Raw genomic sequence first — 25,110 nt, forward strand, 5'->3', positions numbered from 1 at the left:
GCGCAACGATGCGGATATCCAAAACACTCGCCTTTTATATGGGTCGCCAGTTCATGTTCTGGATGATCTGTGTTTTCATTTCCCTGATCGCCATCGCAGCCATGTTCGACATTGTCGAATTGCTGCGCCGCGCATCCGGTCAGAAGGAAGTGACAATCGACATTATCATTCAAATGTCGCTGCTTAAATTACCCAATCTGGTGCAGGAAATGCTGCCATTCGCGGTGCTGCTGGGGGGCATGATGGCGTTCTGGCGCATGGCGAAAGCCAATGAATTGGTGATTTCTCGTGCAGCAGGCGTGTCAGCCTGGCAATTCCTGATGACCCCCATGATCCTGACCTTCCTGGTTGGCGTTGTGTTAATCACAACATTCAATCCTTTTGCCGCCGCAATGCGCTCACATTACGAGAACATGGAAAGCAAGTATCTGGGCAAGAATCATACGGAATTCGCTATGGGGTCCACCGGTGTGTGGTTGCGCCAGGGCAAACAGGATTCCCATGCCGTGATCCACGCAAATACGGTCAGGGGCAGCGGCGACGAAGCGCAATTGCTGGGGGTAATCGTGTTCCAGCTGGAAGGCGACGACCGATTTGTCGGCAGGATCGACGCTGCCAAGGCCACATTGCGCGCCGGATACTGGGAACTTTACGACGCCTATATCTCCGTCCCGGACGAAGCAACCCGTCACGTCGATGTCTATCGTCTGGCGACAGAATTGACGATAGAGGGTATTCAGGACAGCTTTGCTTCTGCCGACACCTTGTCCTTCTGGGAACTCCCCAAATTCATTTCTACGATGGAACAGGCAGGCTTTAATGCAAATGCCCACCGATTGTATCTGAACAGTCTGCTTTCCATGCCGGTACTGTTGTGCGCCATGGTTCTGATCGCAGCAATCTTTTCGATTCGGGTTTCGCGGCGAAGCTCTACAGGCATGATGATCATTGGGGGCGTGGTCAGTGGTTTTCTGTTGTATTTTTTCACAAATATCGTTCATGCATTAGGCATGTCCGCCAGCATTCCCGCAGCCCTGGCGGCGTGGATGCCTGCGGGTGTCGCCATGATGTTGGGCATCACTGCATTGTTGCACTTGGAGGACGGGTGATGACCGCCCCTATGTCGTTCGCCCATCGGTTTGTGCTGGTAACCTGTCTGTCTTTGGGTGGATTTTGCCTGTCTGCCGGTACGGCCATGTCACAAACACAGCAGATTGCCCCTAATACGGCTGAAACCATCAACGAGGACGGTCTGCCGATCCTGCTGAAAGCCGATGAGGTCACGCAAGACCGGGAACTGGGTGTCGTTGTTGCACGCGGCAGCGTTGAAATCGCGCAAGGGGATCGGGTCCTGTTGGCCGATACGTTAAGCTATAACCAGAACGCCAAGACCGTAACGGCCTCTGGCAATGTGAATATCCTGGAACCAGACGGACAGGTCATATTTGCGGATTATGTTGAACTTTCAGAAGACCTGTTAAACGGCACAATTGAAAACCTTCGCATCCTGCTGGCCGGGAATGCCCGCATTGCCGCTGCCGGGGGGCGTCGGACAGATGGTGCGACAATGGAAATGGCGCGGGGCGTCTATTCCCCCTGTAAGGTCTGTAAGGATGACCCCAGCAAAGCTCCCTTATGGCAGATCAAGGCGGATCGTGTCATCCACGACAAGAATGAGAAATCCATCGACTATTATGACGCATCGTTGGAAATGTTCGGGGTTCCGGTTCTGTACACGCCCTATATGACCCATCCGGATCCAACCGTTAAACGCAAAAGCGGCTTTCTGACACCATCCTTTGGGACCAAAACCAATACCGGTTTGTTCCTCAGAACCCCGTATTTCTGGAATCTTGGATCGGATGTCGATATCACCCTGGACCCGATTTTTACGGAAAAGCAAAAAGCCTTAATGGGTGGGGAATATCGACAAGCCTTTGATACCGGCAGGATTAATCTATCCGGCAGTTTTACTTATGCGGATCAGAGCATCGGTAGCCCGACATTTGTGCGCAAGGAAGATGATGTCTTTCGCGGGCATATTTTCACTGATGGCGTATTTGACTTGAGCGAGACCTATCGCGCCGGTTGGGACATCAATCGATCGACGGACCAGACCTATCTTAGAAAGTTCAACTTCTGGGAAGACCCGGGCAATTCTATGACATCGACGGTTTATGCCGAAGGGTTCAGGGGGCGCAACTATATGGCGGCGCGTGCCTATTCCTTTCAGGACCTGCGCCTGGGACAGCGATCCGATACCCCCATCATCCTGCCGTTGCTGGATTACAATGGCGTGGGCGACGCGGGAAAATATGGCGGCCGCTGGACCCTGGACGCCAATGCGCGCGGTCTGACGGATGGCGATGACGCTGACAGCCAGCGTTTCTCGATAAGTGCTGGATATGAACGCGAATTTATCGCGGATTGGGGTTTGGTCACGACAGCATCCGGCAGCCTGCGGGGTGACCTCTATAACGTCGATCAGGACAGCCGCTTTGACTCAGCCGGGCGCAGTGTTGACGATGGCTTGACCGGGCGTGTCATTCCCAGAGTGGGCTTGGAATCCCGGTATCCCATGGCCCGCTATTCCGTGGGGGGACGCCAGGTTATTGAACCTATGGTGGCCCTGTATGCCTCGCCAAATGGTGGTAACCCCGAAAACATTCCTAACAGCGACAGCACCGTCTTTGAAACCGATGACATCAATGTTTTCTCCGCTGACAGGACCCCGGGACTGGACCGCGTAGAAACCGGACAGAAAGCCGTGGCGGGGATCAACCTGTCGCATTTCCAGGATGATGGGGGGCGGTTGTCTCTATTCGTCGGTCAAAGCTATCGCTTCCGAAGCGATCAGGACCTCGCCACCGATGCGCGCCTCGAGAATGAACGTTCAGACTGGGTTGGACGTTTGGAAATCACACCAAATGATTATTTTTCATTATTCTATCGCTTTAATTATGCCGCGAATGAGTTCAAGGCCAACCGGAACGAGCTTGGATTTTCAGCTGGCGGGAGCGGCCTTCGCTTTTCATCCAACTATACCTATATAAGAGACAGTCTGAGTCCGGATGCTGCGTCCATTGAAGAATTATACCTTAACGTCAGCACACAGATGACCGATAACTGGACGACCGAGGTTGGAACGCTGCAGGATCTGAGAGATGGCGGCGGATCGCTGAGCCATACTGCCAGCCTGAAATATGAAGACGAATGCTTTATCTTCCTGGGCAGATACCTGCGCAGCTATATCAACAGCGTCGACATAGAACAGGAAGATGCCTTCATCTTCACACTGACCTATAAGACGTTGGGAGAGGTTACCTTTTAATGCCTGATCGCTTCATGTTTTTGGACATCCCCACAAGGGCATGGCTTAGCTGTGGCAGGACCTTTCTAGCCATTGCCGTGCTGATTGTGTGTGCCTTCACCATCTCTACGGCACAGGCGCAATCGCAAAATAACCTGATGCGCATTGCGGCCGTCGTGAACGACGACATTATCTCCGTGCTGGATCTTGAGCAACGACTGCGCCTTGCAGCGCTGTCTTCAAACCTGAACTTGGACGCGCAAACCCGTCAGCGCCTGATGCCACAGGTTCTGCGCAGCCTGATTGATGAACGTTTGCAATTGCAGGAGGCGACCGCCAACAGCGTCACCGCCACCGATCAGGAAATAGAGACCGAAATTGGCAACCTGGCACAACGCAATAACATGAACGCCAATCAGCTGGCCGGCCTGTTGGCCAGCCGGGGAATTGATATCCAGACCCTTCGAAATCAATACAATGCCCAAATCGCCTGGGCCAAATATGTCGGGCGGCGGCTGATGCGTCAGATAGATGTGGGCGAGGAAGAAATTGATGAGGAATTGGCACGCCTGACCGCTGTTGCCGATCAACCTCAGAAGCGGGTGTATGAAATATTTCTGGGCATCGATAACCCCGATGAAGCCAATGAAATCCGCAGCAACGCAGAGCGCCTTTTGAACCAAATCCGCAATGGGGCGGATTTTTCGTCATTGGCGCGCAGCTTCTCGCAAAGCGGCACGGCCAGTTCGGGCGGTGATCTGGGTTGGATCGCGCCGGGTCAGCTACCAGATGAGTTGGACTCTGCCCTGCAATCGCTGTCCCCGGGCATGGTGTCGGCCCCGATCCGCAGCATAACCGGGTTTTACCTGCTATATGTCACCGACAGCCAAACCATTGGTCGCGATCCCGGTCAGGCGAAGGTTGATCTGTTTCAATTGATCCAGCGCATTCCCCAGGACAGCGGGTCGGCCACCAAGTCAGATGCCATGGCGGCCCTGACCGCCGCAAAGGCCTCGATTACCAGTTGCGATGCGCTGAAATCTTTTGGCCAGGGGCGGCCTGAGACCAGTGTTGCCGCCGCGGAAGATATCGCCATATCCGAATTGCCCGCCGCCACGCAGAAGGCCATTGACGGATTGCAGCCAGGACAGACATCAGACCCTATTGATATGGGACGGGCTGTTGTGATGGTCACTATTTGTGATCGCCAGGACGCCGGATTGACACTGCCCAGCCGCGAGCAATTGAATGCGCGTTTGACCAATGAACGTCTCGAACTGCTGGTGCGCAGAAAGTTGCGGGACTTGCGGCGCGAGGCCTTTATCGACATCCGCTTATGACCAGCACGCCCCGCCTGGCGCCCATTGCCCTGACCATGGGGGAACCTGCCGGAATTGGCGGCGAAATCGCCCGCGCAGCCTGGCTGCGCCGCAACAGTGATGATATTCCGCCCTTTCTGCTTATTGATGATCCTGATCGCCTGCAGGCGCTGGATGATGCATTAGGGGGTGGGGTCCCGATCGTTGAAATTACAAGCCCAGACGAAGCAAACGCTGTCTTTGCCAACGCGATCCCGGTCCTTCGGCAGTCCCTTCCGGTCCAGGTGAATCCGGGACAGCCTGACCCGGCAAATACCAATGCCGTCCTGGCCTCAATTGATCGCGCCGTTACCTTATGCAAGGCCCGCACGGTGTGTGCGATGGTCACAAACCCAATTCATAAGGCGGCATTATATGCGGGCGGCTTCCGCCATCCGGGTCACACGGAATATCTGGCCGATCTGGCCGCCGTCCCTCGCACGGTCATGATGCTTGCCGGGGGCATGATGCTGAAAGAAGAAGGCCTGCGGGCAATTCCTGTCACAGTCCATACCAGCCTGCGCGATGCCATTTCCATATTGACCAGCGATTTGATTGTAGAAACCGCCCGTATCCTGAATGCCGATCTGAAACGCTATTTCGGGATCGCCGCCCCGCGCATTGCCGTTGCAGGGCTGAACCCTCATGCAGGTGAAGGCGGCGCCTTGGGGGATGAAGAACAAACCATCCTAGCCCCCGCCCTGGACCAGTTGCGGGCAGAAGGGATGACGATCCTGGGGCCCCTGCCCGCCGATACAATGTTCCACGCAGAAGCCCGCGCCACCTATGATGCGGCCCTGTGTATGTATCATGATCAGGCACTTATTCCAGTAAAGACACTGGATTTCCATGGCGGGGTGAATGTCACGCTGGGCCTGCCCTTTATCCGGACATCGCCGGATCACGGCACTGCCTTTAACATTGCAGGGACAGGGATCGCGCGTCCGGACAGTCTGATCAGCGCCTTGCGCCTGGCTGCGACAATGGCCCGTACCCAATCATGAGCGACACGACAGTTTCAACAGCCCTAGCCGCACTTCCACCCCTGCGGGACGTCATCAAAGCGCATGACCTTGCGGCACGGAAATCGCTTGGACAGAATTTTCTACTAGACCTGAACCTGACCAGCAAAATCGCCCGCAGTGCCGGCGATTTATCAGTCGGAACCATAATTGAAGTTGGCCCTGGCCCGGGCGGTTTGACCCGCGCCCTGATCAGTGAGGGGGCCAGTTCCGTTGTTGCTATTGAAAAGGATCGCCGCTGTCTGGAGGCACTTGCCCCCCTGGTACAAGCGTCCCAGGGACGCTTACGCCTTATCGAGGGCGATGCCCTGGCGATGGACTACACCACCCTTGGACCAGGCCCGGTGAAGATCGTCGCCAATCTGCCCTATAACATCGCAACCCCCCTATTAATCAATTGGTTACGCAAGGCACAGGATATCGCCAGCCTGTCACTGATGTTCCAAAAGGAAGTGGCAGAGCGGATTGTCGCCCGCCCCGGCGACCAGGCCTATTCGCGCCTGTCGGTCTTGTGCAATTGGCGCTGTGATACCCGGATTTCCTTAACCCTGCCGCCACAGGCGTTCACGCCCCCGCCTAAAGTGTCATCGGCAGTGGTCTCTTTGATCCCAAAAAAACCAGCGCCTGTTGACTGTGACATGGCGGCCCTGGAACAAGTGACCCAGGCCGCCTTCGGTCAGCGCCGTAAAATGCTGCGGGGATCCCTGAAAAGCCTGGTCGCAACCCCCGAAACGGTGCTGGAGGCAGCCGGTATCACCGCGACACGTCGGGCCGAGGAATTGAGCGTCGCGGAATTTGTCGCCCTGACCAGTGCTGTTGAGGCACAAAAGAAACCGACGGCAGGGAACTCCCTACCGTCGGAATAACAGGCATATCATATTGTAAAGTCAGACAGACCAGATCACGTCTCAGGTGCGTCGTCTGGTGACAAATCCGCCTCTTTCGCCTCTACCGGGTCGGGGCCATCCAACATTGTAGATGACAAGATACCTGCATTGGAGCGAATGGCTGATTCAATTTTCTGGGCGACATCCGGGTTTTCCGTTAAGAACCGCTTGGAATTTTCACGACCCTGACCAATGCGCGTGCCTTCATAGGAAAACCAGGCCCCGGATTTTTCAACAATCCCGGCATTCACGCCCAGATCAATCAATTCACCGGTTTTGGAAATTCCTTCGCCATACATGATATCGAATTCAACCATGCGGAAGGGCGGAGCCACCTTGTTTTTGACGACCTTCACGCGGGTCTGGTTACCAACCACAGTGTCCTTATCCTTGATCTGGCCGATGCGACGAATGTCCAGCCGAACCGAGGCATAGAATTTCAGCGCATTTCCACCAGTCGTGGTTTCCGGGCTGCCGAACATCACACCAATCTTCATGCGGATCTGATTAATGAAGATAACCAGACAATTAGACCGCTTGATGGATCCGGTCAGCTTCCGCAGGGCCTGGCTCATCAGGCGCGCTTGAAGACCGACATGGCTGTCGCCCATCTCCCCTTCCAACTCCGCCCGCGGCACCAGGGCCGCCACGGAGTCGACGACCAGAACATCCACAGCACCAGACCGAACCAACGTATCGGCGATTTCCAGTGCCTGTTCCCCGGCATCAGGCTGAGAAATCAGCAATTCATCAACATTCACCCCCAGCTTGCGGGCATAAACCGGATCCAGTGCATGTTCCGCATCGATGAAGGAACAGGTGCCCCCGGCCTTTTGCGCCTCTGCCACGATATGCAGGGCCAGCGTGGTCTTACCCGAGCTTTCAGGCCCGAAGACTTCAATGACGCGCCCTTTCGGAACGCCCCCGATCCCCAGGGCGATATCAAGACCCAGAGACCCCGTTGAGATCGCTTCGATGTCCAAACTGTCCTGCTGGCCCAGCTTCATGATAGAGCCCTTCCCGAAGGAACGCTCAATCTGGCTCAAGGCTGCTTCCAATGCTTTCTGCTTGTCCATGTCTTCCTTGCCCACGAGGCGCAATGCCGCTTGTGTCATGATTGCGATATCCTTCCTGTCACAGCCACGTTGTTCATGCAACTGGCGATACCGTACATGTTCTGTTCTTTTCCGCAAGTTCTTTTTTTATTCTCATTTTATCTATATGAAATCACAGGAAAAAGAGAAAATCCTGTAGTTGTGTTCCTGGTGTGCCCTGGATGTTCTTAAGAGACTCACATTTGGATTTTTTTGATAAGGGTTGGAATTCGTGGTCCGTCCCAGCGGATTTAGTCGCCCGATTCGAGAGCGCCCCTTACGCTTGCGGTCAACTGCTTCAATGAAAATGGTTTGGACAGGAACCGCACCATCGGTAATTCCGCCACCTCATTGGCCACAGCCTCCCGGGTATAGCCCGACATACAGATCACCGGCAGGTCAGGATTTTCTTTCCGCGCCTCTCGAATAAGGGTCGCGCCATCCACTTTCGGCATGACCATATCCGTCACCAACAGGTCAAAGGACTTATCCTTCAGAATTTCCAGGGCGACCTCCCCGGTACGGGCTTCTGTCACCTCATACCCTTTTGACCGTAACGCCCGCGCACTGAAGAGCCGGACGGCATCTTCATCCTCAACAAGCAGGATTCGTTCCCCACCTGTGTCATCCACGGTCGGCATTTCAGGGTTCTGGGCATGGCCTTCATTCTCTGCAGCAACACGTTCCAGCTCTGTTGCGCGCGGCAAATAAAGACTGAAAGACGTTCCTTTCCCGGCCCCGTCAGAATGGGCAACGATAAAGCCGCCCATTTGGGTGATACTGCCATAAACCATGGCCAGCCCCAAACCGGTCCCCTGCCCGACCTCCTTGGTGGTGAAAAAGGGTTCAAAAATCCGCCCCATAACATCCGGTGTCATTCCAGACCCCGTGTCGGTCACTGTGATCATCACATAATCGCCAGGTGGCATGATCTGATCGCGCATCTGATAGGGACGGTCCGCAGCGAAATTATCGGTCTGAATAATCAGCCTGCCGCCCCGTTCCATAGCATCCCTTGCATTCACGGCAAGATTTATGATGCCCTGCTCCAATTGACCACGATCACCTTTTACAGGCCATAAATCGCGGCCGTGAACAATCATCAGTTCAACTGTTTCGCCCAGAAGCCGCCGCAACAGATTGGACAATTCTGCCAACATATCCGTGACATCCACCACGCGGGTGCGAATTGCCTGTTGCCGCGAGAAAGCCAGCAATTGGCGGGTCAGACCGGCTGCCCGGTTGGCATTCTGTTGAATTTGCATGACATCGGCAAAGGATGGATCTCCGGGTTGGTGACGATGCAATAAGAGATCACAAAACCCGATAATGGCCGTCAGAACATTATTAAAATCATGCGCAATCCCGCCCGCCAATTGACCAACCGCTTCCATCTTTTGCGACTGGGCAAACTGGCTTTCCAACCTTTTGCGCTCTGTTGAATCCAAGACATGGAACAGAACACCCGGCCTGTCCTGATCTGGCAAGGCCGTGCGATTTGCATATAGGGTCACAATGCGCTCTTGGGTGGCGGCCAGGCGCATATCAATCGGTTCTGGCGCTTGTCTGTCGCCGCCAACCCCCTTCAGAACCTGGTCCAGAAGAACGGACAGCCGGGGCTGATCATCCAAATGAAAAAGCTCATGAAACGCCCGCCCCTGAACAGGGCGCCCCCCGATCAATCGCCGAAACGCTGAATTTGCCTGATCCATGCGGCCATCCGCATCAATGACGGTCAGGCCGAATGGGGCACGATCCAACGCCCTGTTCGTCAGCGCCAGCTTGCGTTCCATATCATCAATTCGCTGACGGTTGCGCGTCACCTCACTTAAAATCAGAAGAACCCGAATGCCGGAAAACCCTTCTCCTGAAGGTGCCTCCCCGGGCGTAGTGGCAGATGACAGGGCGGTGCCGCGAATGCTGATCCATCGAATCGGATCACCGTCCAGCCCCTCTTTCGCCGGAATGGCAAAAACAGGTGGTTCCGGCAAAGGTTCCAATTCGTGCAACGCTGATTTGCAGCGTTCAACAACCAAATCCAGCGCATCACTGATATCGCGGGTGCCCCCCAGAATGCGGGCAACCTCTTCAACGCTGCTGTCGGGTCCGACCCGACCATCAAACACGTTTAGCGGATCACAGACAGCCGCCACTGTTGCAATGCCTTCGCCAGAAAGAGTCAAACTGATCGTGCTGGCCCCGACGGCGCTCAACAAGGCAACATGATGGTCTTCCATATCCTGCAATCGCTCAGCGCCCACCTGTTGTACTCGACGCCACTTCACCCGCCCAAGAAGCGCGCCCCACAGGCGATGGATCATGTCGGCATCCTCCGCCCCTTCAGATTGAACACATAGGAAATGACCTGTGCGACCGCCTCAAAATGCTCAGCCGGCACTTCCTGATCCAAATCAACAGTCGCGTGAAGAGCCCGCGCGAGGGGGGGATTCTCAACAATGGCGATGTCATTTTCCTCTGCGATGCTGCGAATGCGCTGGGCGATCAGATCCTGCCCTTTAGCAACCAGTACAGGCGCCTCCATGGTTTCGGGCTTATAGGACAGCGCCACAGCAAAATGCGTCGGGTTGGTGATCACAACGTCCGCCGTTGGTACAGCCTGCATCATCCGCTCTCTGGATCGTTGCATCCGGATTTGTCGCAGGCGCCCCTTTACCTGCGGGTCCCCTTCCGTGTTCTTATATTCTTCCTTCACTTCCTGCTTCGTCATACGCAGCTGTTTAATGTGTTGATATTGCTGAAACACAACGTCCAGAGCCGCGATCACGAACAGGATTGCCAATATCCCGATAAACACACGAATGATCAGAATCTGGATCTCATACAACAGTTCGGCTGCTTCCATGCTGGCCAGTGTGTCCAGTCTGGATATTTCTGGCAGCAACAAGATGGTTCCGACCGCGCCAACCAGGCCGATCTTGATCAACCCCTTAACGAATTCAACCAGTTGCTTGCTGGAAAACTGCTTCTTCAACCCCTTTAAGGGAGAGAGTTTGCTGAGTTCCGGCTCCATTGGTTTTGCAGATACGTTAAAGCCCGTCTGCGCCACACCTGAGATCACAGCCAGAACAACAAACACCCCCAGCGGCACCATCAAGAGCGTGGCTACCTCCACCAGCATTTTTGAAAGGACCTGGCCCAAACCACCATAATCCGCCAGCAACTGGTCCGGGCGTTCCAGGAAAGTGATCAAGATCTGTGTTAAATTATTCATCAAAGACGGGAATACAAAACTAATCATGATGCCTGTACCAAATAACAATATCCAGGTATTCACCTCTTTGCTAACGGCCAGCTGGCCCTTTTCGCGCGCCTCGCGCAGCCGTTTGGAAGTGGGCTCTTCTGTTTTTTGGGAGTCGTCTGATTGTTCCGACATCGCGCCTTAAAGCCCCGTTAGAATGGCAGAAATTGCCCCAGCAGCCCATGAAACTGCTTCATGAACCATATCATCATCGCGCTGAGCGTTGTCATCAAGAGAAACAGCCCCATCATGATTTGCAGTGGCATCGCGATAAAGAACACCTGCATCTGAGGCATCAGTCGCGCCAGAAGCCCCAACAGGACATAAAACAACAACCCGACCACCACAATCGGGGATGCTAGTTGAAAGCCTAACTTGAAGGAATTCGCCACTGTCTGGGTCATCACATCGGCCATATCCCCCACCATCGGATAAACACCGGGTTTAAACAGGACATAGCTTTCAACGACTGCCCGGATCAACAGATGATGTGTGTCCGTGGCAAAAATCAGCAGCAAGCCAACCAGGGACAGAAAGATCGACAGCAAGGCCCCCTGATCCGATGCCAGGGGATTGAAGATCAGGGCACTGGCAAGGCCACTCATGAAACTGTAAATTGACCCTGCAATCGCCAGGGCCATGAACAGAACCCGCGTCACGGCACCAATAAAAATGCCGATCAGAATTTCGATAAAGATCAATCCCAACATATCAGACAGGCGCGCGGGAATGGCCGGTATCAAAGGTTCAACCGTTGGCGCGACCACCAGGGACAGCAGCACGGCCAAGGTCAACCGGGCGCGGGGATTCAGGAAAGACTCGCCAATTGAGGGCAAGGTCAGAAAGGCGCTGCCGATCCGCGCGAATACCATAAAGACGGTAAATACTTCCGCCGTCAGCAATGCTTTCAGCATGGCAGGACCTTAGGGTCAGGACTCATCCAATCGCGACGATCCGGTCCATCAGAAACAGCGTCAAATCCTGAAGATGGCGCAACATGAATGGCAGCAGCACCAGCATAGCCAGAAAAATGATGATGATCTTAGGCACGAAAGTCAGCGTTACTTCCTGAATTTGTGTCAGTGCCTGGAACACAGCGATAACCAGACCTACGGCCAATCCAATCAACATCAAAGGACTGGACACGATAAGGAGTGCGTAAATCGCCTCCCGCGCGATATCGAGGGCTTGTGCTTCGTTCATGGCATCTCTGACGCAAAATTCACCCTGTCACCAAACAGGGTGCCTGCAATCTAACCGATTCTGCCCCAGTACAGGATGATCAGATCGGCATCCGCAAAATTTCCTGATAGGCAGAAATCACCCGGTCACGCACAGTCACAACGGTGCTTAAGGTTGATTCAGCCTCAGCCAGGGCGGTCACGACCTCGGTCACATTGGCCTGCCCAGCCATCGCGCGGGCGGTAACTTCTTCCGCCTTGTAGTTAGACTGCATGGCATCTTCGGCAACGCCCTTGACCATATCCAGAAAGCTGGACCCGGACGCGGGCTGAGCCTGTGGTTGGCTGCCGGTATGGAACATATTCGGACCCGTCGCATTCGCGCGATAGGCCGCAGCGGCACTCATCGGATCTATGGCCATGCTCTCTCTCCTTAACAGCGCACGGGCATCTTAACCCGATTACGCCCCTCTCCTCAATCCCACTCTTGTTTCCCATCATGTCACCGGCCAGGGTCTCTCCTCCCCGCAGATGACACGGCCATCCAGCAAAAGCCTAACGCAGAATGCTGACAGTCTGGGCGAACATTCCCTTTACAGTTTCAACAACGCGCAAATTGGCTTGATAGCTTCGGCTCGCCTCACGCATATCCATGCTCTCTACCAATGTGCTGACATTGGGTAACAGGACATAACCATCCTCATTCGCCGCAGGATGGGCCGGATCGAACTTCAGATCAAAATCTGAATTGTCTTCCCCAATCTGTTTGACCTGAACAACATCTGCGCCCAGTGCCTCGTCCATCTTGTTTTTGAAGGTGATTACCTTGCGGCGATACGGATCCCCCCCTGGGGTCGAAGCGGTCGAATCCGCATTCGCGATATTCTCTGAAATCACCCGCAGGCGCATTCCCTGGGCCCGCATGCCGGATCCCGCGATAAACATTGATGCATTAAAATCATCCATGACTGAACTCCCTTTTTCCTTACCCGGCTTCTCTTACCCTGGCCTCTCTTACACCCGCGCCTCAATCATCCCTGGCCACGGCCAAGGGCGGTGCGATGCAGCGCCAAGTACTTGCGATAGATGTTGGTCGCCATGTTATATTCACCGGCGGTCGCCCCCAGTTTCATCATCTGCTCTTCCAGCACGACACCATTTTCAGAAATGGATGTTTCGTAGGTCGTGCTGGCCGCCCCTTCCTGGAATTTGTCATTCGCATCGGGCAGGCTGACATGTTCGGGATTTGTGACCGTCAGATTGACCTTCATATTCTGCCGGGCCATCTGGTCGGTGAAACTCAGCTTCGCAATGTCGCGGGCCTTGTAATCCGGTGTATCGGCGTTGGCGATGTTCTGGGACAACACCCGCTGACGCTGGCTCAGCCAGGACATTTTTTCGGACATCATGCCGAAAATTGCACTATCACCAATAGACATGGGCTCTCTCCTCTCTCTGGCACTCACCCGGCTGTGATTGGGTCTCTCCTCCACCACACAGCCTTGAATACAGCAGTATAAGCAAACAGCGTGCCAGTTTGACTTTCAACCAAACGATTCGGAACGGCATTCCTATTTATCTAAATAATATCATGCATTACCATAATCAATTACATCAATTAATCAAATATAAATATTCCAAAATAATCTATATTCTAAATTTAAATGTAACGAACAAATTAAATTACACCTATTTAAAGTTATATTAAAACAAATACCTGATTACATTTAATGCGTTGAATTCTGCAGATCAATGATCCAGGAAAAACCATTGATATTAATATGGTTTTCAGCCTAAATACCCATATCAGAACGGAGCAGACACATGGCGCGATCTTCGACACCAACCGACCAGACGGCGCATGATGGTGCCGATAGCCAAAACCAGAAGGGTCAGAAAAAGAATGCGGTTGCGCTGACCTATAAGCCCAATGATGCCGATTCAGCCCCTGTTGTCAGCGCCAGCGGCGAAGGCTATCTAGCTGAAAGAATTATAGAACTGGCCTTAGCGTCCGGCATACCAGTGCAATCGGATTCCGATCTGGTAGAACTGCTTTCAGCAACAGAAGTGGGGGAAGAGATTCCTATTGAGGCCTTCATCGCGGTGGCGGAAATCCTGCGCTACGTTTACGCTTTGAATGGTCAGTCGGCACCGGTGCCGCCGCTTCCATAGCATTGATATGGTATCGCCTGCCCCCTGACATTGGACTGTGAACGGGCCGATCAGCGCCGCCCCACTTGGACTTGGGTCGATAATCGCTGATTGCGCCGCCATCCGTATTGGAGCCTGGTATGCACCCGGCAGATTATCTGCAATTTGCTCTGGCGCTGATATTTGTATTGGGCCTGATTGGGCTGTGTGCCGTCCTGCTGAAGCGTTTCGGGCCAGGGGGCATGATGGTTGCCCGCCCCCGTGCGGGATCTGCAAAACGCCTGCATATTGTTGATTCATTGACGCTGGATCCGCGGCGCAGATTGGTTCTGGTACGCCGTGACGGGATGGAACACCTGCTTTTGTTAGGGGCGCAATCGGACCTGGCGATTGAAACCGGGATTGATGCCGCGCCTGCACAGGGAGAAACAGACTCCCCTGCCCCCAATGGCGTCGTTCGGCGATTTGACGATGTGGTGCGCCGCATCAGCACCCGCAAAACCGAGAACAAAGCCCCGGATCAGGAGACCCCGTCGCAATGATCCCAGCACGGCTTTTTCAGGCCCTGAAGGGGCGGTTAATTCCAGCAGCAGGACTGCTGGCGACAGCGATGTTGCTTTTGGTCGGTTCCGCGGTTGTGCTGCCCGCAGGCCCCAGTCTGGCGCAGTCGATCAACATCGATATCGGCGAAGGCGGCACTGTAACCGGCAGACTGGTGCAACTGGTTGCCTTGCTGACGGTCCTGTCCCTAGCGCCGTCCTTGCTGGTTATGATCACCAGTTTCACCCGGTTGATCATCGCGTTTTCTTTGCTGCGCACTGCCTTTGGCGCGCAACAAACGCCGCCCAATACCGTCCTGATCAGCCTGGCGCTGTTTCTGACCTTTTTCATCATGCAGCCCACCCTGGAACGGTCCTATAACGAAGGCATTCAGCCATTGATAGAGGAGCGCATTTCCGAACAGGAAGCCTTTGATCTGGCGATTGCACCCTTCCGGGATTTTATGCTGCGCCATGTTCGGGATCGGGATTTGATGCTGTTCATGGATATTGGCGGCATGCCTGCGGTTGAGAACCCTGACGATACCCCCCTAAGGGCGCTGATCCCGGCCTTTATGATTTCAGAACTGAAACGGGCCTTCGAAATCGGGTTTCTGCTGTTCGTTCCGTTCGTTGTGATCGACATGGTTATCGCGTCGATCCTGATGTCCATGGGGATGATGATGCTGCCCCCGGTGATGATATCCCTGCCCTTCAAGCTGATCTTTTTTGTGCTTGTCGATGGGTGGTATCTGGTCGTGGGCAGTTTGGTTCAAAGCTTCAACCCGGTTTAATGAACCACCCGAAGAACACCAAATAAACATTTGATAAAAATGCTTAAGAGGACGATGCCGTTACTTCCGCTGTTGGGGCTGGCGGGGGCGCGAACAGCTTATCCCGATAGGCCTTGATGAAGGCATCGAACCTGTCGGCGCCGATCAGTTGATCCACTGTCGCCAGGACATCGCCGCCGGTCGGGGCGCGGGTCTGATTGGTCATGTAATCGAACACACCGGCTAAAGAACTGTTGGCCATAGCCGGGGCCCACAGGTCGATCAGATCCCGCAAGCCATCGGTATCGTTATTCTTATACAACGCAACCGCCCAGTTGATGACATAGCGCGCCGTCTCCCCTTCTACGCCAACAGCAGGATCACTGGGGGGATTGCCAGCCAGCCGTTGCAGAACCTTCGCTGATTCCTGCCAATTACTGGTCGTGCGATACAGATCACGACGCAGCAGGTCCGCTTCGACGCTGACATCCCCTGCCAGTTCCTTGATCGCATCCTCATAGTCGCCCTGCTGGATTTTGGCCCGCGCCAACAGGCGATCCCGATCCGCCTCCAGATCATTGCTGAGTTCAAACAGTGTAAGACCACGGCGGCCCTGGGCGATCGCCTCTTCCGCTTCTTCGGGTTTGCCGTCCATCAACAAAATCAGGGCCAGCTTGTTGCTCAACCGAACCCGCTCTTCGCCGGGGGGCAAGCGATCCTCATCGCTCAACAATTCGCGCAGTTTTTCGGCCGCCTCCGTCAACAGATCGATGGAGGCCAACCGGTCGGCGATATTCTCGATGATCTGATCGCCGTCCTCTCCCGACGGGGTCAATTCCTTGAACTCGTCATACAGGGCCAGGGCCTTAAGCGGCGGCAGGCTGTCGGCATCCCCATCCAGATACAATTTGCGGAAAATATCTGTCATTTCGCCGGCCAGATCTTCCGCCACCGGATCACCCGGGAAATATTTGACGGCCGTGCGGAAAACTCCCAACCCTTTGAAATAGTCGGGTTGCTTCAGGTACAATTCCCCAAGCCGCTTCAACAGATACAACTCGCTGCGGTCGCCACGCCACGCATAGCGCAGGCGTTCCATTCTCTCCAGGGCCTCTGCATCACTCATAAATCCCTGCCGTTGGCCCAGCGTGATCAGCGCAAGCTCCGCCCGATAGGCATATTTCCGGTCCCCAGACGCCATGACATCCTTAAACAACTGTGCGCCTTCATCAAATTCGGTTCGCGAGACAGCCAGCCTTGCCCGTTGATAGTCCAGCGCCGCCTGTTGCCCGCGCGTCAGTTCCTCACGCGCGCCCTGCAGGGAATTGATCCAGGCTTCCGCCCCCTGGATATCCCGGTTGGCAAAGGCGGTATCAATCCGCATCAGGCCAAGGCGGGCCTTCAGCGGGTAGGGATAGCGGCTCAACAGGCTATCGCCGGGGCTAAATGCCTCTGCGGCGGCCAGATAGTCCCCCTCTTCCGCAAGGGCGGCCCCGCGCCAGATCGCGGCTTCTGCAAATCCATCAAGACGAGGATCATTCAACAATGTCTTCGCCTCTTCCGTTCGACCAACCAGAACGGTTGAAGCCCCTTGCAATGCCAGGTTCTCCGGGCGCTTCATCAATTGGGGATCATTTTCCTCCACAACCCGCAAAACCCCCAAGGCTTCAAACCCCCGATTATGGGCCATCAGGAATCCCGCATAATTCAAACGCGCCGCATCCAGTTTTTCATCCGGAACTTCCGCCATGGACCGGAAAAGGGCATTGGAAAGGTCTTCGAAATCCTGTTGCGGGCCCCGCATCAAACCATTCAGGTCAAACAGTCTGCGCGCGCTTAGAATTTGCCCTGTGGACACGGGTGCTTCAGGCGACACGCCGGAAATCGCCAGACCATCCGGGGCGCTGATTTGAAATCCATCAAAATTTCGATCCAGCAGTACCGTGTCAGAAAGCCGAACCAGCGCCACACCCTGGGCGGTCGGCAACAGCTCAAATTCGGGATACTGACGCAGCCCATCGATTCCCATCCCGGATTCCAGGAATGTCGCGACGCGCATGACATCGCCCATATCGGGATCTGGTACATTAAAGGACCGCCCAGGCGTATCGGTGGGGAAGGTCAGAAATGGACCGATTTCCGCCGTAACATCCGCAAGGATCGGAACCTGAGACAAAGGGCGCTGCGGGGCGCGCCGGAATTCAACGACCCAGTTGAACCCTTCCCGTCGGGCGCTGGCGTTTACGCTGCGATCAGACACCTGCATGCGCAGAACCGACGCGCCACCGATTGGCAGTTGATCAATGCGCTCAATGACCGGCGCGCCCTCTACCCGCAAGGGGGATAGATCCAGATTGGTCGCAGCGTCAAAGATCACCCAGATATTATCAGAACGGCGAAAGACTGCGGCCCCCACATCACCAGACCATTGAAACGAAAAATTGAATAATGGCGGGCCGGACGGCGCTTCTACGGAGGGCGTTGCCGCCTCATCCTGCTGTGCCGGGGCATTGGGCATTGCCGCCATTTCCGCAGCCGATGGCTCAGATGCGACAGCCTGAGGCGCCTCTGGCGCAGGCACAGGCTCTCTCACGGGTGCTGGTTCGGTGGGGGCAGGTTCGGTGGGCGCAGATTGAACCGGCGGTTCCTGCGGGGGCTGTGAGACCTGTGGCGCTTGTTCGCTCACCAATTGATCATTCGCTAGGGCGGCGGCTGGTTGGTTGCGCGCTTCAGCAGAGGCCAGAACATCCAGAACGACCTTTTGGTCCAGCGGGAAATGGCGCAACTCCGCCCCCTCTGGCACGGCAAGCGTGATTGCAGTTCCCTGCCCGCTGGGCTGAACCGATGCTACACGAATACCCGGCGGCAGGGTCTGGGCCAGGGCTGCGACATCAACAGTGGCTGCACGCCCGAAATCAACAGTTACCGCACGGCCGTTCTGGTTTACTGAATAAGGTACCGATTGCGGCCAATCAAACACGATGCGGGTATAGCCAGGATGATCGCCAATGCGCACGGGCAAGTCTGTCGCCCCGACCTGGGCTGTCTGCGTGACTGGCTGTGCGGCTGAATCTGCTGTCGGTTGTTGGGCGGGCTGTGCGGGCAGATTTTGCGCTTGCGGTGCGGTTTCACTGCGGCGCAGATCCACCACGACGGAGTTTTCGTTCGTAAAATCAGTCACCGACATGGGGCTGGTTAATTCGAACGATACCGCATTCACAGCCGTTCCCGCTGTGCCCGGACCATTGGCTTGGGCGATGTAATCTCCCAGACGCTCCCGAACAGTGCTCAGATCAACCTGAAATGCGCGGTCAAACTGAACCGTCAGGACCTGATCGGTGATACTGGTCTGATAGCCGATTGGCGCAGGCCAGTCGAAAACCAAACGGGCAAAATCCGAATGTTGCCAGGCGCGAACGGTAACGGCTTCCTGTGCGCGCGCAAGTGTCCCACCCATGGTGATGGCCAGGATCAAAAGTATTGTGCGGCAAATCAGACGCCCTGTAGTAACGCAGTTCACTGTCCCCGAGCCTCCGGCACAATGACGATATCGACGCGCCTGGACAAAGCGTAGCGCTGTTGTTCCGGGATATCCCGATCAATAAAGCGATAGTTTGAATCACCCAACCCCAGAACCGTGAACTCCCCGGGATATCCAGCCTTGTTCAAGGTCTGGGCCACGGCCAGCGCGCGCGCCAACGATAGGGACCAGTTATCCGGATAAACCGAACCGGATGGGGGTGGGGTGGGGTCTGTGTTGCCCTTGATATCCAGACGATTGCCGAACTGACCAAAAACCACTCCCAATCGCCGCAAAGCGGGCAAGGCCTGGGGATCAATCTGCGCACCGGTTCCGGTGAAAAATCTATCGGTCGGCAGAGACAACACCAATTGATCCTCTAATCCTGTCATTCGAATTGTCTTCAACAGCGGGTCTTCCGCCAATTTCGTCTCAAGTATCCTTTGCAAATAACCGGTTGGAAAGGCTGACACCAGATCAATTCGTGTGATGGTCCGTTCGCCGACCGGTCGCGGCTGCCCTTCTGCCGTGGGATCTACCCGCGTTGCCAGTACGGAAATGACAGTATCCCACTTTTCCGACTGCAATTCCGACATGGAATACAACATCACAAAAAATGCCAGCATCAAGGCCGTTACATCCCCGAATGTGACCAACCAGGCGGGAGATTTTTCGACAACATCTTCTGGAATGGCATCCTGTTCCAACAGCGATGTATGGATATGCCCCATAACCTCCGGTTCCCGATCCAACCGCTCATCAGGGTTCGGGTTGGCAAAGGCAGATGGTTCCATCACCTCGTCGCTCATTACAGACCCCCAGCCTGTGTTTCTGGCTGATCTTCTGGCTGATCTGGCGTTGTCGCGGGGGTAGATGTCTCATCCTGAACCGGTGCGAATGTCATACGGGCCTCCCCCGCATCGCGAATAAAAAAGCGGAACCGAATGCGCGACACATTGCCCGGACGAATCCCGATTTCGAAATTATCCGGGGGCGCCCCGCCCGCCACCAGCGCCTTTGCCAGGGCTGCAACACGATCGAAAGCCAGTTCAGTTCCATCTTTTTCATCATCAACCGGTGCAATCATCGCCTCTGGATTTGCAAGATCGACAACCCCCTGCACGTCAGGCGGGGGTGCCGGGATATCAGGTACCGTTGGCACCTGTGCCAGATCATTTACGAACAGGATCGCCTGCATAATCACGACCTGCCCGGGCAACCGCGCCGATAACACATTAGCGGTCGCCGATAACAGATCCCGCCGATCCCCCCGCAATTCCGGTTGTGCACCGACAAATAGCTGGATCACCGGCAGTTCCACCATGATATGGCGACCCTGGGTCACCGTCTCAAACTTCACAAACGGCACATCCGACAACCACAGGCGTTCAACTTCATCCAGCACTTTTTCCGGTTCCAGCACCCCGCCCAAGGTCGAAACCAAAATTTCTGAGGACCTGTCCGGATCAATTGTGGTTTGAAACGTCGCGGAAACAGAGCTCAACACATCGCGTGATTTCGTTTCCCGTAAGGTTGAAATAGAATTAAGCAAAATAAAGAATGCCAATAACATCAGAAATAGGCTTAAAAACAGGATGGGTCCCGTTTCCTTGCGGATTGGGAGTACATCCGTTTCATCCTTCAACTGGTCTTCTTCATATATCATCCCCCCAATATGCCGGAGTCGCAGGATAAATCGCAAGAAATCGCCGTAATTCTATAAAATTTATAACAGAATGGCTGAACTGTTTCCCTAACTCTACAACTTCGCAATCCGTGGGATCATTGCACCTGACCAATCAGCATCAGGTCCGTATCTTCCGGCCGCGTCCCTGCCGCGGTCAGCATCGCGTGAACCTGGCCCCGATGATGGGTCTGATGATTGAACATATGGGTCACCAGCAAAGCCTTGGATTCTGTCATATCCCGTTTCACGGCCCCTGAATACCAAGATAAATCCCCCGTCAACCAGGCTGGGTCCAAACCATCCGACCATTCCTGAATCATTTGATCCATGGCTGTGCGGGCCTGTTTCAAAGCCTGCCAGTCTTCAATCATATGGTGGGAGTCAGCATTGCTCATCAACGGCTTGGGGGAGCCAGAAAATCGATGCATCCAAATCTGGTCGGCCCACAGAATATGACACAGCGTGCCATGAATGGAGCCGAAAAATGCACCGCGATCCAGACGCCGGGCATCATCATCCAACTGGTCTGCAGCACTATACAGATTTTCATTCTGCCATCGATTATATCGGGCCATGGTCTTAAGATATTGCGTATCTATCATCGTTCATGTCCAATTCAAAAATCCCCTAAAATAGCCACCAGTTTCGATTTCAGCATTGCGGCATTGAAGGGCTTTACAATATACCCGCTGGCACCGGCCTGTCTGGCGGCAATGACGTTTTCTGTCTTGTTTTCCGGGGTCATCATCAAAAAAGGCGTTGCGCGCCATGCTTCGTCAGCGCGCATGGCTAGCAATAAATCAAGGCCATTCATGGGTTTCATGGTCCAATCTGAAATGACCAGACCATAGTCTTTCCGTTCCAGTTTCGCCAAAGCATCCCGCCCATCCGTGGCGTCATCGATGCTGAAAAACTGAAGATCCCGCAGCATATGGCGCAGGATCCGAACCATCGTTGGTCGATCATCCACAATAAGGATATTCATATCGAAACTGACCGCCATATCACCGCGCCATCAATTCAAATCGCAAAACCAATTGGGGCCTGGAAATGCAAATCAGGATGCAGCCGAAATCAGTCCCTTGAAAGGGAATCTTTTAAAGAGGGCTAATTGTTGAAGGTTGGTAACTCTTCGCGGGCGTTGATTTCCTGAGTAACGATCACAGCCTTGCTAGGATCCATCGCCTCAAGAATTGGGGCCAGCTTTCTGTCATTCATTCCCCGAATAACACTGAGGATCGTATCCAGTTCCATCGTATCGAAGATTTCTGCGGCATTTTTGGGCTTCATATTGGAATAGACCCGTTGCAGGCGTGCGCTTTCCTCATCTTCCAGACCTTCATATTTTGCGACCAGTTGCTTTATTTCGTCGCGAATGCCTTCAAGATTCTTTTGAGTTTCTGCCAAGCGCGCCTCAACCACGCCCAACATCGCGCTGCGTTGTTCCAATTCCCGTTCGCGTGTGTCCAACTCCATGCGCCGCTGTGCCAGGCTGTTGGCCAGTCGCGCCTCTGTCGGATGCATGCCGTCTTCCGTCCCATCAATGATCGGGACATCGCTTTTATCCAGTTCCAGCGGCGTCATTTCGTTGCCATTATCGCCTGGGACGGGCGGAATAGCACTGGCATCCTGGGCAACCGCCACACCGATGACCGGGGCCTTTCTGGATGGTTCCTGATCCGTCAAAAGATCAACGATGGACCCGGCCCGAAAAGACAAGCCGAGCGCCGCCAAGACGATGACCACTGGGATCAATCTTAACCGCATTGCCACTTCCTCACCGCATATCCTGTAATGCTTTTAACAATTCAGACTTCGACTTTGCCCGCGCCTTCTTGCTATCTGATTTTTCACCAGCAGCAACACGGTCTTCTGGCGCAGCAACCAGGGATCGACCCGATGCCTCTGCACCGGTTTGGTCCGTATCGGAATGCGCGCCGCGAATGGCCCGAGACATGCCTTTTTTCAGACTATCCTTCAAGCTGGCTTCACCAGCCGCCCGCGACGACGGTTTCGCACCCAGCTTCTGGTCCGGCGCCGCGCGCAAATCGCTGCGCGCCTCAGCCGATGCAGGGTCAGCAGATCCTTTGCGGCTGGCGCGAACGCCAATTTCCAGGGCATCGGCAACTTTCTCCCCGCGCTTGATCAGGAATTCCAGATCATCGCACAGCGCACTGGCTTTATGTGCCGACTGCCTGGCATCATTCAGCGTCGCCCCGACATCTGATTTCAATTCCGACAAGGCTGTTTCCGCCCGCGAGGTTGCCTGCGTGAATTCAGTGATTAGGGATTGCAGCTCTTCACGTCCTGAGCGGATAATTGCCATTTGACGATTCAGACGCACACCGTAATAGATCGCAACGCCCAAACATATCATGAGCGCCACATCAAAACCGATGCTGATCACCGTTCCGATCATCGACCTGTCATATACCCTTCATCGTCACAACGTAAACCGATTGCCAGAAAATACACGTGTTTTGCCAAACGCACTAGCATTGTAACGATATCTAATATCAGGATTCGCCTGAAAAAAGGGGCTAGTCCACTTTCGCCCGCTTGTCGATGCGCACCGCGATGTTTCCGCCCTTGCGCCCCATCGTGCCCGTAAACATTGCCATATTGCCGCATCGAATTTCGACCGGAGAATCCGGCGTCGCGTGAAATGGCAGGAACATGCCCACTTCCCAGTCCAGCACATCACCCAGGCTCATGGTAACTTCATCCAGGACCGCTTCAATGGGAACTTCTGTGAACCAAAGTTCTGTCGCCAGGTGATTTTCCCAGATCGAATCCCGACCGAATTTCTCCCCCATGAACATCTGCAACAACAGTTCACGGACGGGTTCCAGCGTCGCGTAGGGCAGCATCAATTCCAGCCGCCCGCCGCGATCTTCCATATCTATGCGCAGACGTGCCAGGATCGCCGCATTGGCTGGTCGCGCGATTGTGGCAAACCGCGGATTGGTTTCCAGACGATCAAATCGCATCGTCACGGAAGACAGCGGGTCAAACGCGGCGGACAGATCCGCCAGAACCACGTTGATCATGCGTTCGACCAGATTGCGTTCAATCGTGGTATAGGGTCGCCCTTCAATCCGCATCGCCGCAGTCCCCCGGCGACCGCCCAGCAACACATCGACGATTGAATAAATCAAAGAGCTATCGATGGTGATCAGGCCATAGTTGTCCCATTCTTCCGCCTTGAAAACGGTCAGCATGGCTGGCAACGGGATAGAGTTCAGGTAATCCCCGAAGCGAATGGAGGTAATATTGTCCAGGCTGACTTCAACGTTGTCAGAGGTGAAGTTACGCAGGCTGGTCGACATCATCCGGACCAATCGGTCATAGACGATTTCCAGCATCGGCAGGCGTTCATAGGACACCATGCCGGAATCGATAATGGCCTCGATCCCAGATTTACTGGAATCTTCATCGCCGCCTTCCTGGAAACCAAGCAGGCTGTCAATCTCGTCCTGGTTCAGAACCCGCGCAGCGCCTCCGGCAGCAGCATCCCCGCTATCGGCCATGGCAGCCCATTCAGCAGCAAGGTCGTCCGCGCCGTCGGAATCACCGCCGCCAACGTCTTCGTCCGCCATCGCGTCAAACTCATTGGCCATATCGTCTTGATCGTCAGCCATACGTCCCGTGCCTCAGTTACGTTTCGGTACCATCCGTCATTCGAAACGGCGAAGCAATTCTGGGGCCAAGTCAAAAGAACCCCTTAAGTCTCAGCCTATTGCACCAACATTTTCACCAGCAGGAGATCCTTCACAGGGGTCGGTGCCACCACCTGACTGACACGCCTGTACAATTCTTCGCGTATCAGATAGGCCCCTGCACTGCCGTTCAACTCCTCCGTTCGCAATTCACGCAAGAAGGCGTTGAACTCACTAATGATCTTCGGTTTCATCTGCTCAACGCGCGCCACATCGGTTTGCGCCTCAAGCTCTAATTCAACTTGCAGCACCAGGAAATTCTTCCGCGTGCCGGTGCCACTTAACGATACCGTCAATTCATCCATCGGATAAAACACGCCGGGGGGATCAATGACGGCTTCACCATGGTCATCTGTAGCCGCAGCGTGCTCTTCCGTTGCGTGCTCCTCAGTCGCATGCTGCTCTCCACCGCCCAGCAAGGGGTCCAGCAGACCCAGTGCAAACACAGCGCCAGCCGCCCCGCCCAACAAGAGTATCGGCAGAACAACAAACAGAATGAGCTTTTTGCCGCTCACCTTCTTTTTAACCGGTGCTTCATTATCGTCTTCGTCGCTCATCTCTTGCCGCCTGTTATGGACCCTGGCCAACACCCAGCATCGCGGTGCATGCA

The 25,110-nt window shown here is 54.7% G+C and carries 25 protein-coding genes; 8 read left to right on the plus strand and 17 right to left on the minus strand.

The genetic code is table 11. The features are described 5' to 3' along the window. Positions 1-8 precede the first annotated feature (8 nt). From lptG to rsmA, 5 genes are read left to right on the plus strand one after another with little or no spacing between them, the layout of a single operon-like run. Positions 9-1,109, plus strand: a complete 1,101-nt coding sequence (lptG, locus tag ACOSDR_RS15700) for an LPS export ABC transporter permease LptG (RefSeq protein ID WP_420723740.1) — start codon at positions 9-11, stop codon at positions 1,107-1,109. After that, positions 1,109-3,331, plus strand: a complete 2,223-nt coding sequence (locus ACOSDR_RS15705; protein ID WP_420723739.1) for an LPS-assembly protein LptD — start codon at positions 1,109-1,111, stop codon at positions 3,329-3,331. Before lptG ends, ACOSDR_RS15705 begins: the two co-directional genes overlap by 1 nt. Beyond that, positions 3,331-4,650, plus strand: a complete 1,320-nt coding sequence (locus ACOSDR_RS15710) for a peptidylprolyl isomerase (RefSeq protein ID WP_420731854.1) — start codon at positions 3,331-3,333, stop codon at positions 4,648-4,650. The genes ACOSDR_RS15705 and ACOSDR_RS15710 overlap by 1 nt, the downstream gene beginning before the upstream one ends. Then, positions 4,647-5,672 (plus strand): 4-hydroxythreonine-4-phosphate dehydrogenase PdxA, encoded by a 1,026-nt coding sequence (pdxA, locus tag ACOSDR_RS15715; protein WP_420731855.1) that lies wholly within the window; start codon positions 4,647-4,649, stop codon positions 5,670-5,672. Before ACOSDR_RS15710 ends, pdxA begins: the two co-directional genes overlap by 4 nt. Beyond that, positions 5,669-6,556 carry a 16S rRNA (adenine(1518)-N(6)/adenine(1519)-N(6))-dimethyltransferase RsmA gene (gene rsmA / locus ACOSDR_RS15720; RefSeq protein WP_420723736.1) on the plus strand — a complete coding sequence of 296 codons (888 nt, stop codon included), beginning with the start codon at positions 5,669-5,671 and terminating at the stop codon, positions 6,554-6,556. Before pdxA ends, rsmA begins: the two co-directional genes overlap by 4 nt. Positions 6,557-6,591: 35 nt before the next feature. On the opposite strand, the gene recA is transcribed toward rsmA, so the two are convergent. The 8 genes from recA to flgB all read right to left on the minus strand — a co-directional run bounded on the left by recA (position 6,592) and on the right by flgB (position 13,550). After that, positions 6,592-7,692, minus strand: a complete 1,101-nt coding sequence (recA, locus tag ACOSDR_RS15725) for a recombinase RecA (RefSeq protein WP_420723735.1) — start codon at positions 7,690-7,692, stop codon at positions 6,592-6,594. Positions 7,693-7,922: 230 nt separating this feature from the next. Continuing rightward, positions 7,923-9,992 (minus strand): response regulator, encoded by a 2,070-nt coding sequence (locus ACOSDR_RS15730; RefSeq protein ID WP_420731856.1) that lies wholly within the window; start codon positions 9,990-9,992, stop codon positions 7,923-7,925. After that, a complete protein-coding gene (flhB, locus tag ACOSDR_RS15735) occupies positions 9,989-11,065 on the minus strand; it encodes a flagellar biosynthesis protein FlhB (protein WP_420723733.1) in 1,077 nt (358 codons plus the stop codon). Before flhB ends, ACOSDR_RS15730 begins: the two co-directional genes overlap by 4 nt. A 17-nt stretch (positions 11,066-11,082) precedes the next feature. Continuing rightward, positions 11,083-11,844: a flagellar biosynthetic protein FliR gene (gene fliR, locus ACOSDR_RS15740; protein ID WP_420723732.1), complete on the minus strand. Its 762-nt coding sequence runs from the start codon at positions 11,842-11,844 to the stop codon at positions 11,083-11,085. A 22-nt stretch (positions 11,845-11,866) separates the two neighbouring features. Continuing rightward, positions 11,867-12,133, minus strand: coding sequence for a flagellar biosynthesis protein FliQ (fliQ, locus tag ACOSDR_RS15745; protein ID WP_420723731.1), 267 nt, complete (start codon positions 12,131-12,133; stop codon positions 11,867-11,869). A 79-nt stretch (positions 12,134-12,212) separates the two neighbouring features. Then, positions 12,213-12,533: a flagellar hook-basal body complex protein FliE gene (locus tag ACOSDR_RS15750; protein ID WP_420723730.1), complete on the minus strand. Its 321-nt coding sequence runs from the start codon at positions 12,531-12,533 to the stop codon at positions 12,213-12,215. A gap of 133 nt (positions 12,534-12,666) precedes the next feature. Continuing rightward, complete coding sequence (gene flgC / locus ACOSDR_RS15755) at positions 12,667-13,077, minus strand: flagellar basal body rod protein FlgC (RefSeq protein WP_420723729.1); 411 nt, start codon at positions 13,075-13,077, stop codon at positions 12,667-12,669. A gap of 65 nt (positions 13,078-13,142) precedes the next feature. Beyond that, positions 13,143-13,550, minus strand: a complete 408-nt coding sequence (flgB, locus tag ACOSDR_RS15760; protein ID WP_420731857.1) for a flagellar basal body rod protein FlgB — start codon at positions 13,548-13,550, stop codon at positions 13,143-13,145. Between the two features lie 385 nt (positions 13,551-13,935). On the opposite strand from flgB, the gene ACOSDR_RS15765 reads away from it, so the two are divergent. From ACOSDR_RS15765 to fliP, 3 genes are all read left to right on the plus strand, one after another. Beyond that, positions 13,936-14,283 carry an EscU/YscU/HrcU family type III secretion system export apparatus switch protein gene (locus ACOSDR_RS15765; protein ID WP_420723727.1) on the plus strand — a complete coding sequence of 116 codons (348 nt, stop codon included), beginning with the start codon at positions 13,936-13,938 and terminating at the stop codon, positions 14,281-14,283. A 119-nt stretch (positions 14,284-14,402) separates the two neighbouring features. Continuing rightward, complete coding sequence (locus ACOSDR_RS15770; RefSeq protein ID WP_420731858.1) at positions 14,403-14,804, plus strand: flagellar biosynthetic protein FliO; 402 nt, start codon at positions 14,403-14,405, stop codon at positions 14,802-14,804. Further along, positions 14,801-15,595 (plus strand): flagellar type III secretion system pore protein FliP, encoded by a 795-nt coding sequence (gene fliP, locus ACOSDR_RS15775; protein ID WP_420731859.1) that lies wholly within the window; start codon positions 14,801-14,803, stop codon positions 15,593-15,595. Before ACOSDR_RS15770 ends, fliP begins: the two co-directional genes overlap by 4 nt. A gap of 43 nt (positions 15,596-15,638) precedes the next feature. Here the strand turns inward: fliP and ACOSDR_RS15780 are convergent, their stop codons facing one another. The 9 genes from ACOSDR_RS15780 to ACOSDR_RS15820 form a co-directional block, all read right to left on the minus strand. Continuing rightward, entirely contained in the window at positions 15,639-19,031 is a 3,393-nt protein-coding gene (locus ACOSDR_RS15780; RefSeq protein ID WP_420731860.1) for a hypothetical protein, read from the minus strand. A gap of 59 nt (positions 19,032-19,090) precedes the next feature. Next, positions 19,091-19,903, minus strand: a complete 813-nt coding sequence (locus tag ACOSDR_RS15785) for an OmpA/MotB family protein (protein ID WP_420731861.1) — start codon at positions 19,901-19,903, stop codon at positions 19,091-19,093. Next, positions 19,903-20,760 (minus strand): hypothetical protein, encoded by an 858-nt coding sequence (locus ACOSDR_RS15790; RefSeq protein WP_420723722.1) that lies wholly within the window; start codon positions 20,758-20,760, stop codon positions 19,903-19,905. The genes ACOSDR_RS15785 and ACOSDR_RS15790 overlap by 1 nt, the downstream gene beginning before the upstream one ends. Positions 20,761-20,876: 116 nt before the next feature. Continuing rightward, the gene (locus ACOSDR_RS15795) at positions 20,877-21,383 is read right to left on the minus strand and encodes a DinB family protein (RefSeq protein ID WP_420731862.1); all 507 of its coding nucleotides are present in this window, start codon (positions 21,381-21,383) and stop codon (positions 20,877-20,879) included. Between the two features lie 14 nt (positions 21,384-21,397). After that, a complete protein-coding gene (locus tag ACOSDR_RS15800; RefSeq protein ID WP_420731863.1) occupies positions 21,398-21,784 on the minus strand; it encodes a response regulator in 387 nt (128 codons plus the stop codon). Between the two features lie 104 nt (positions 21,785-21,888). Then, positions 21,889-22,548 carry a MotE family protein gene (locus ACOSDR_RS15805; RefSeq protein WP_420723719.1) on the minus strand — a complete coding sequence of 220 codons (660 nt, stop codon included), beginning with the start codon at positions 22,546-22,548 and terminating at the stop codon, positions 21,889-21,891. Positions 22,549-22,558: 10 nt separating this feature from the next. Continuing rightward, on the minus strand, positions 22,559-23,200 hold the full coding sequence (locus ACOSDR_RS15810; RefSeq protein WP_420723718.1) for a DUF6468 domain-containing protein: 642 nt from the start codon (positions 23,198-23,200) through the stop codon (positions 22,559-22,561). 121 nt (positions 23,201-23,321) lie between these two features. Continuing rightward, on the minus strand, positions 23,322-24,380 hold the full coding sequence (fliM, locus tag ACOSDR_RS15815; protein ID WP_420724107.1) for a flagellar motor switch protein FliM: 1,059 nt from the start codon (positions 24,378-24,380) through the stop codon (positions 23,322-23,324). A gap of 137 nt (positions 24,381-24,517) precedes the next feature. Then, positions 24,518-25,057 carry a flagellar basal body-associated FliL family protein gene (locus tag ACOSDR_RS15820; RefSeq protein WP_420731864.1) on the minus strand — a complete coding sequence of 180 codons (540 nt, stop codon included), beginning with the start codon at positions 25,055-25,057 and terminating at the stop codon, positions 24,518-24,520. Positions 25,058-25,110: the final 53 nt, after the last annotated feature.

It is taken from the genome of Hwanghaeella sp. 1Z406 (assembly GCF_048892425.1).
Classification (GTDB): domain Bacteria; phylum Pseudomonadota; class Alphaproteobacteria; order UBA8366; family Aestuariispiraceae; genus Pacificispira.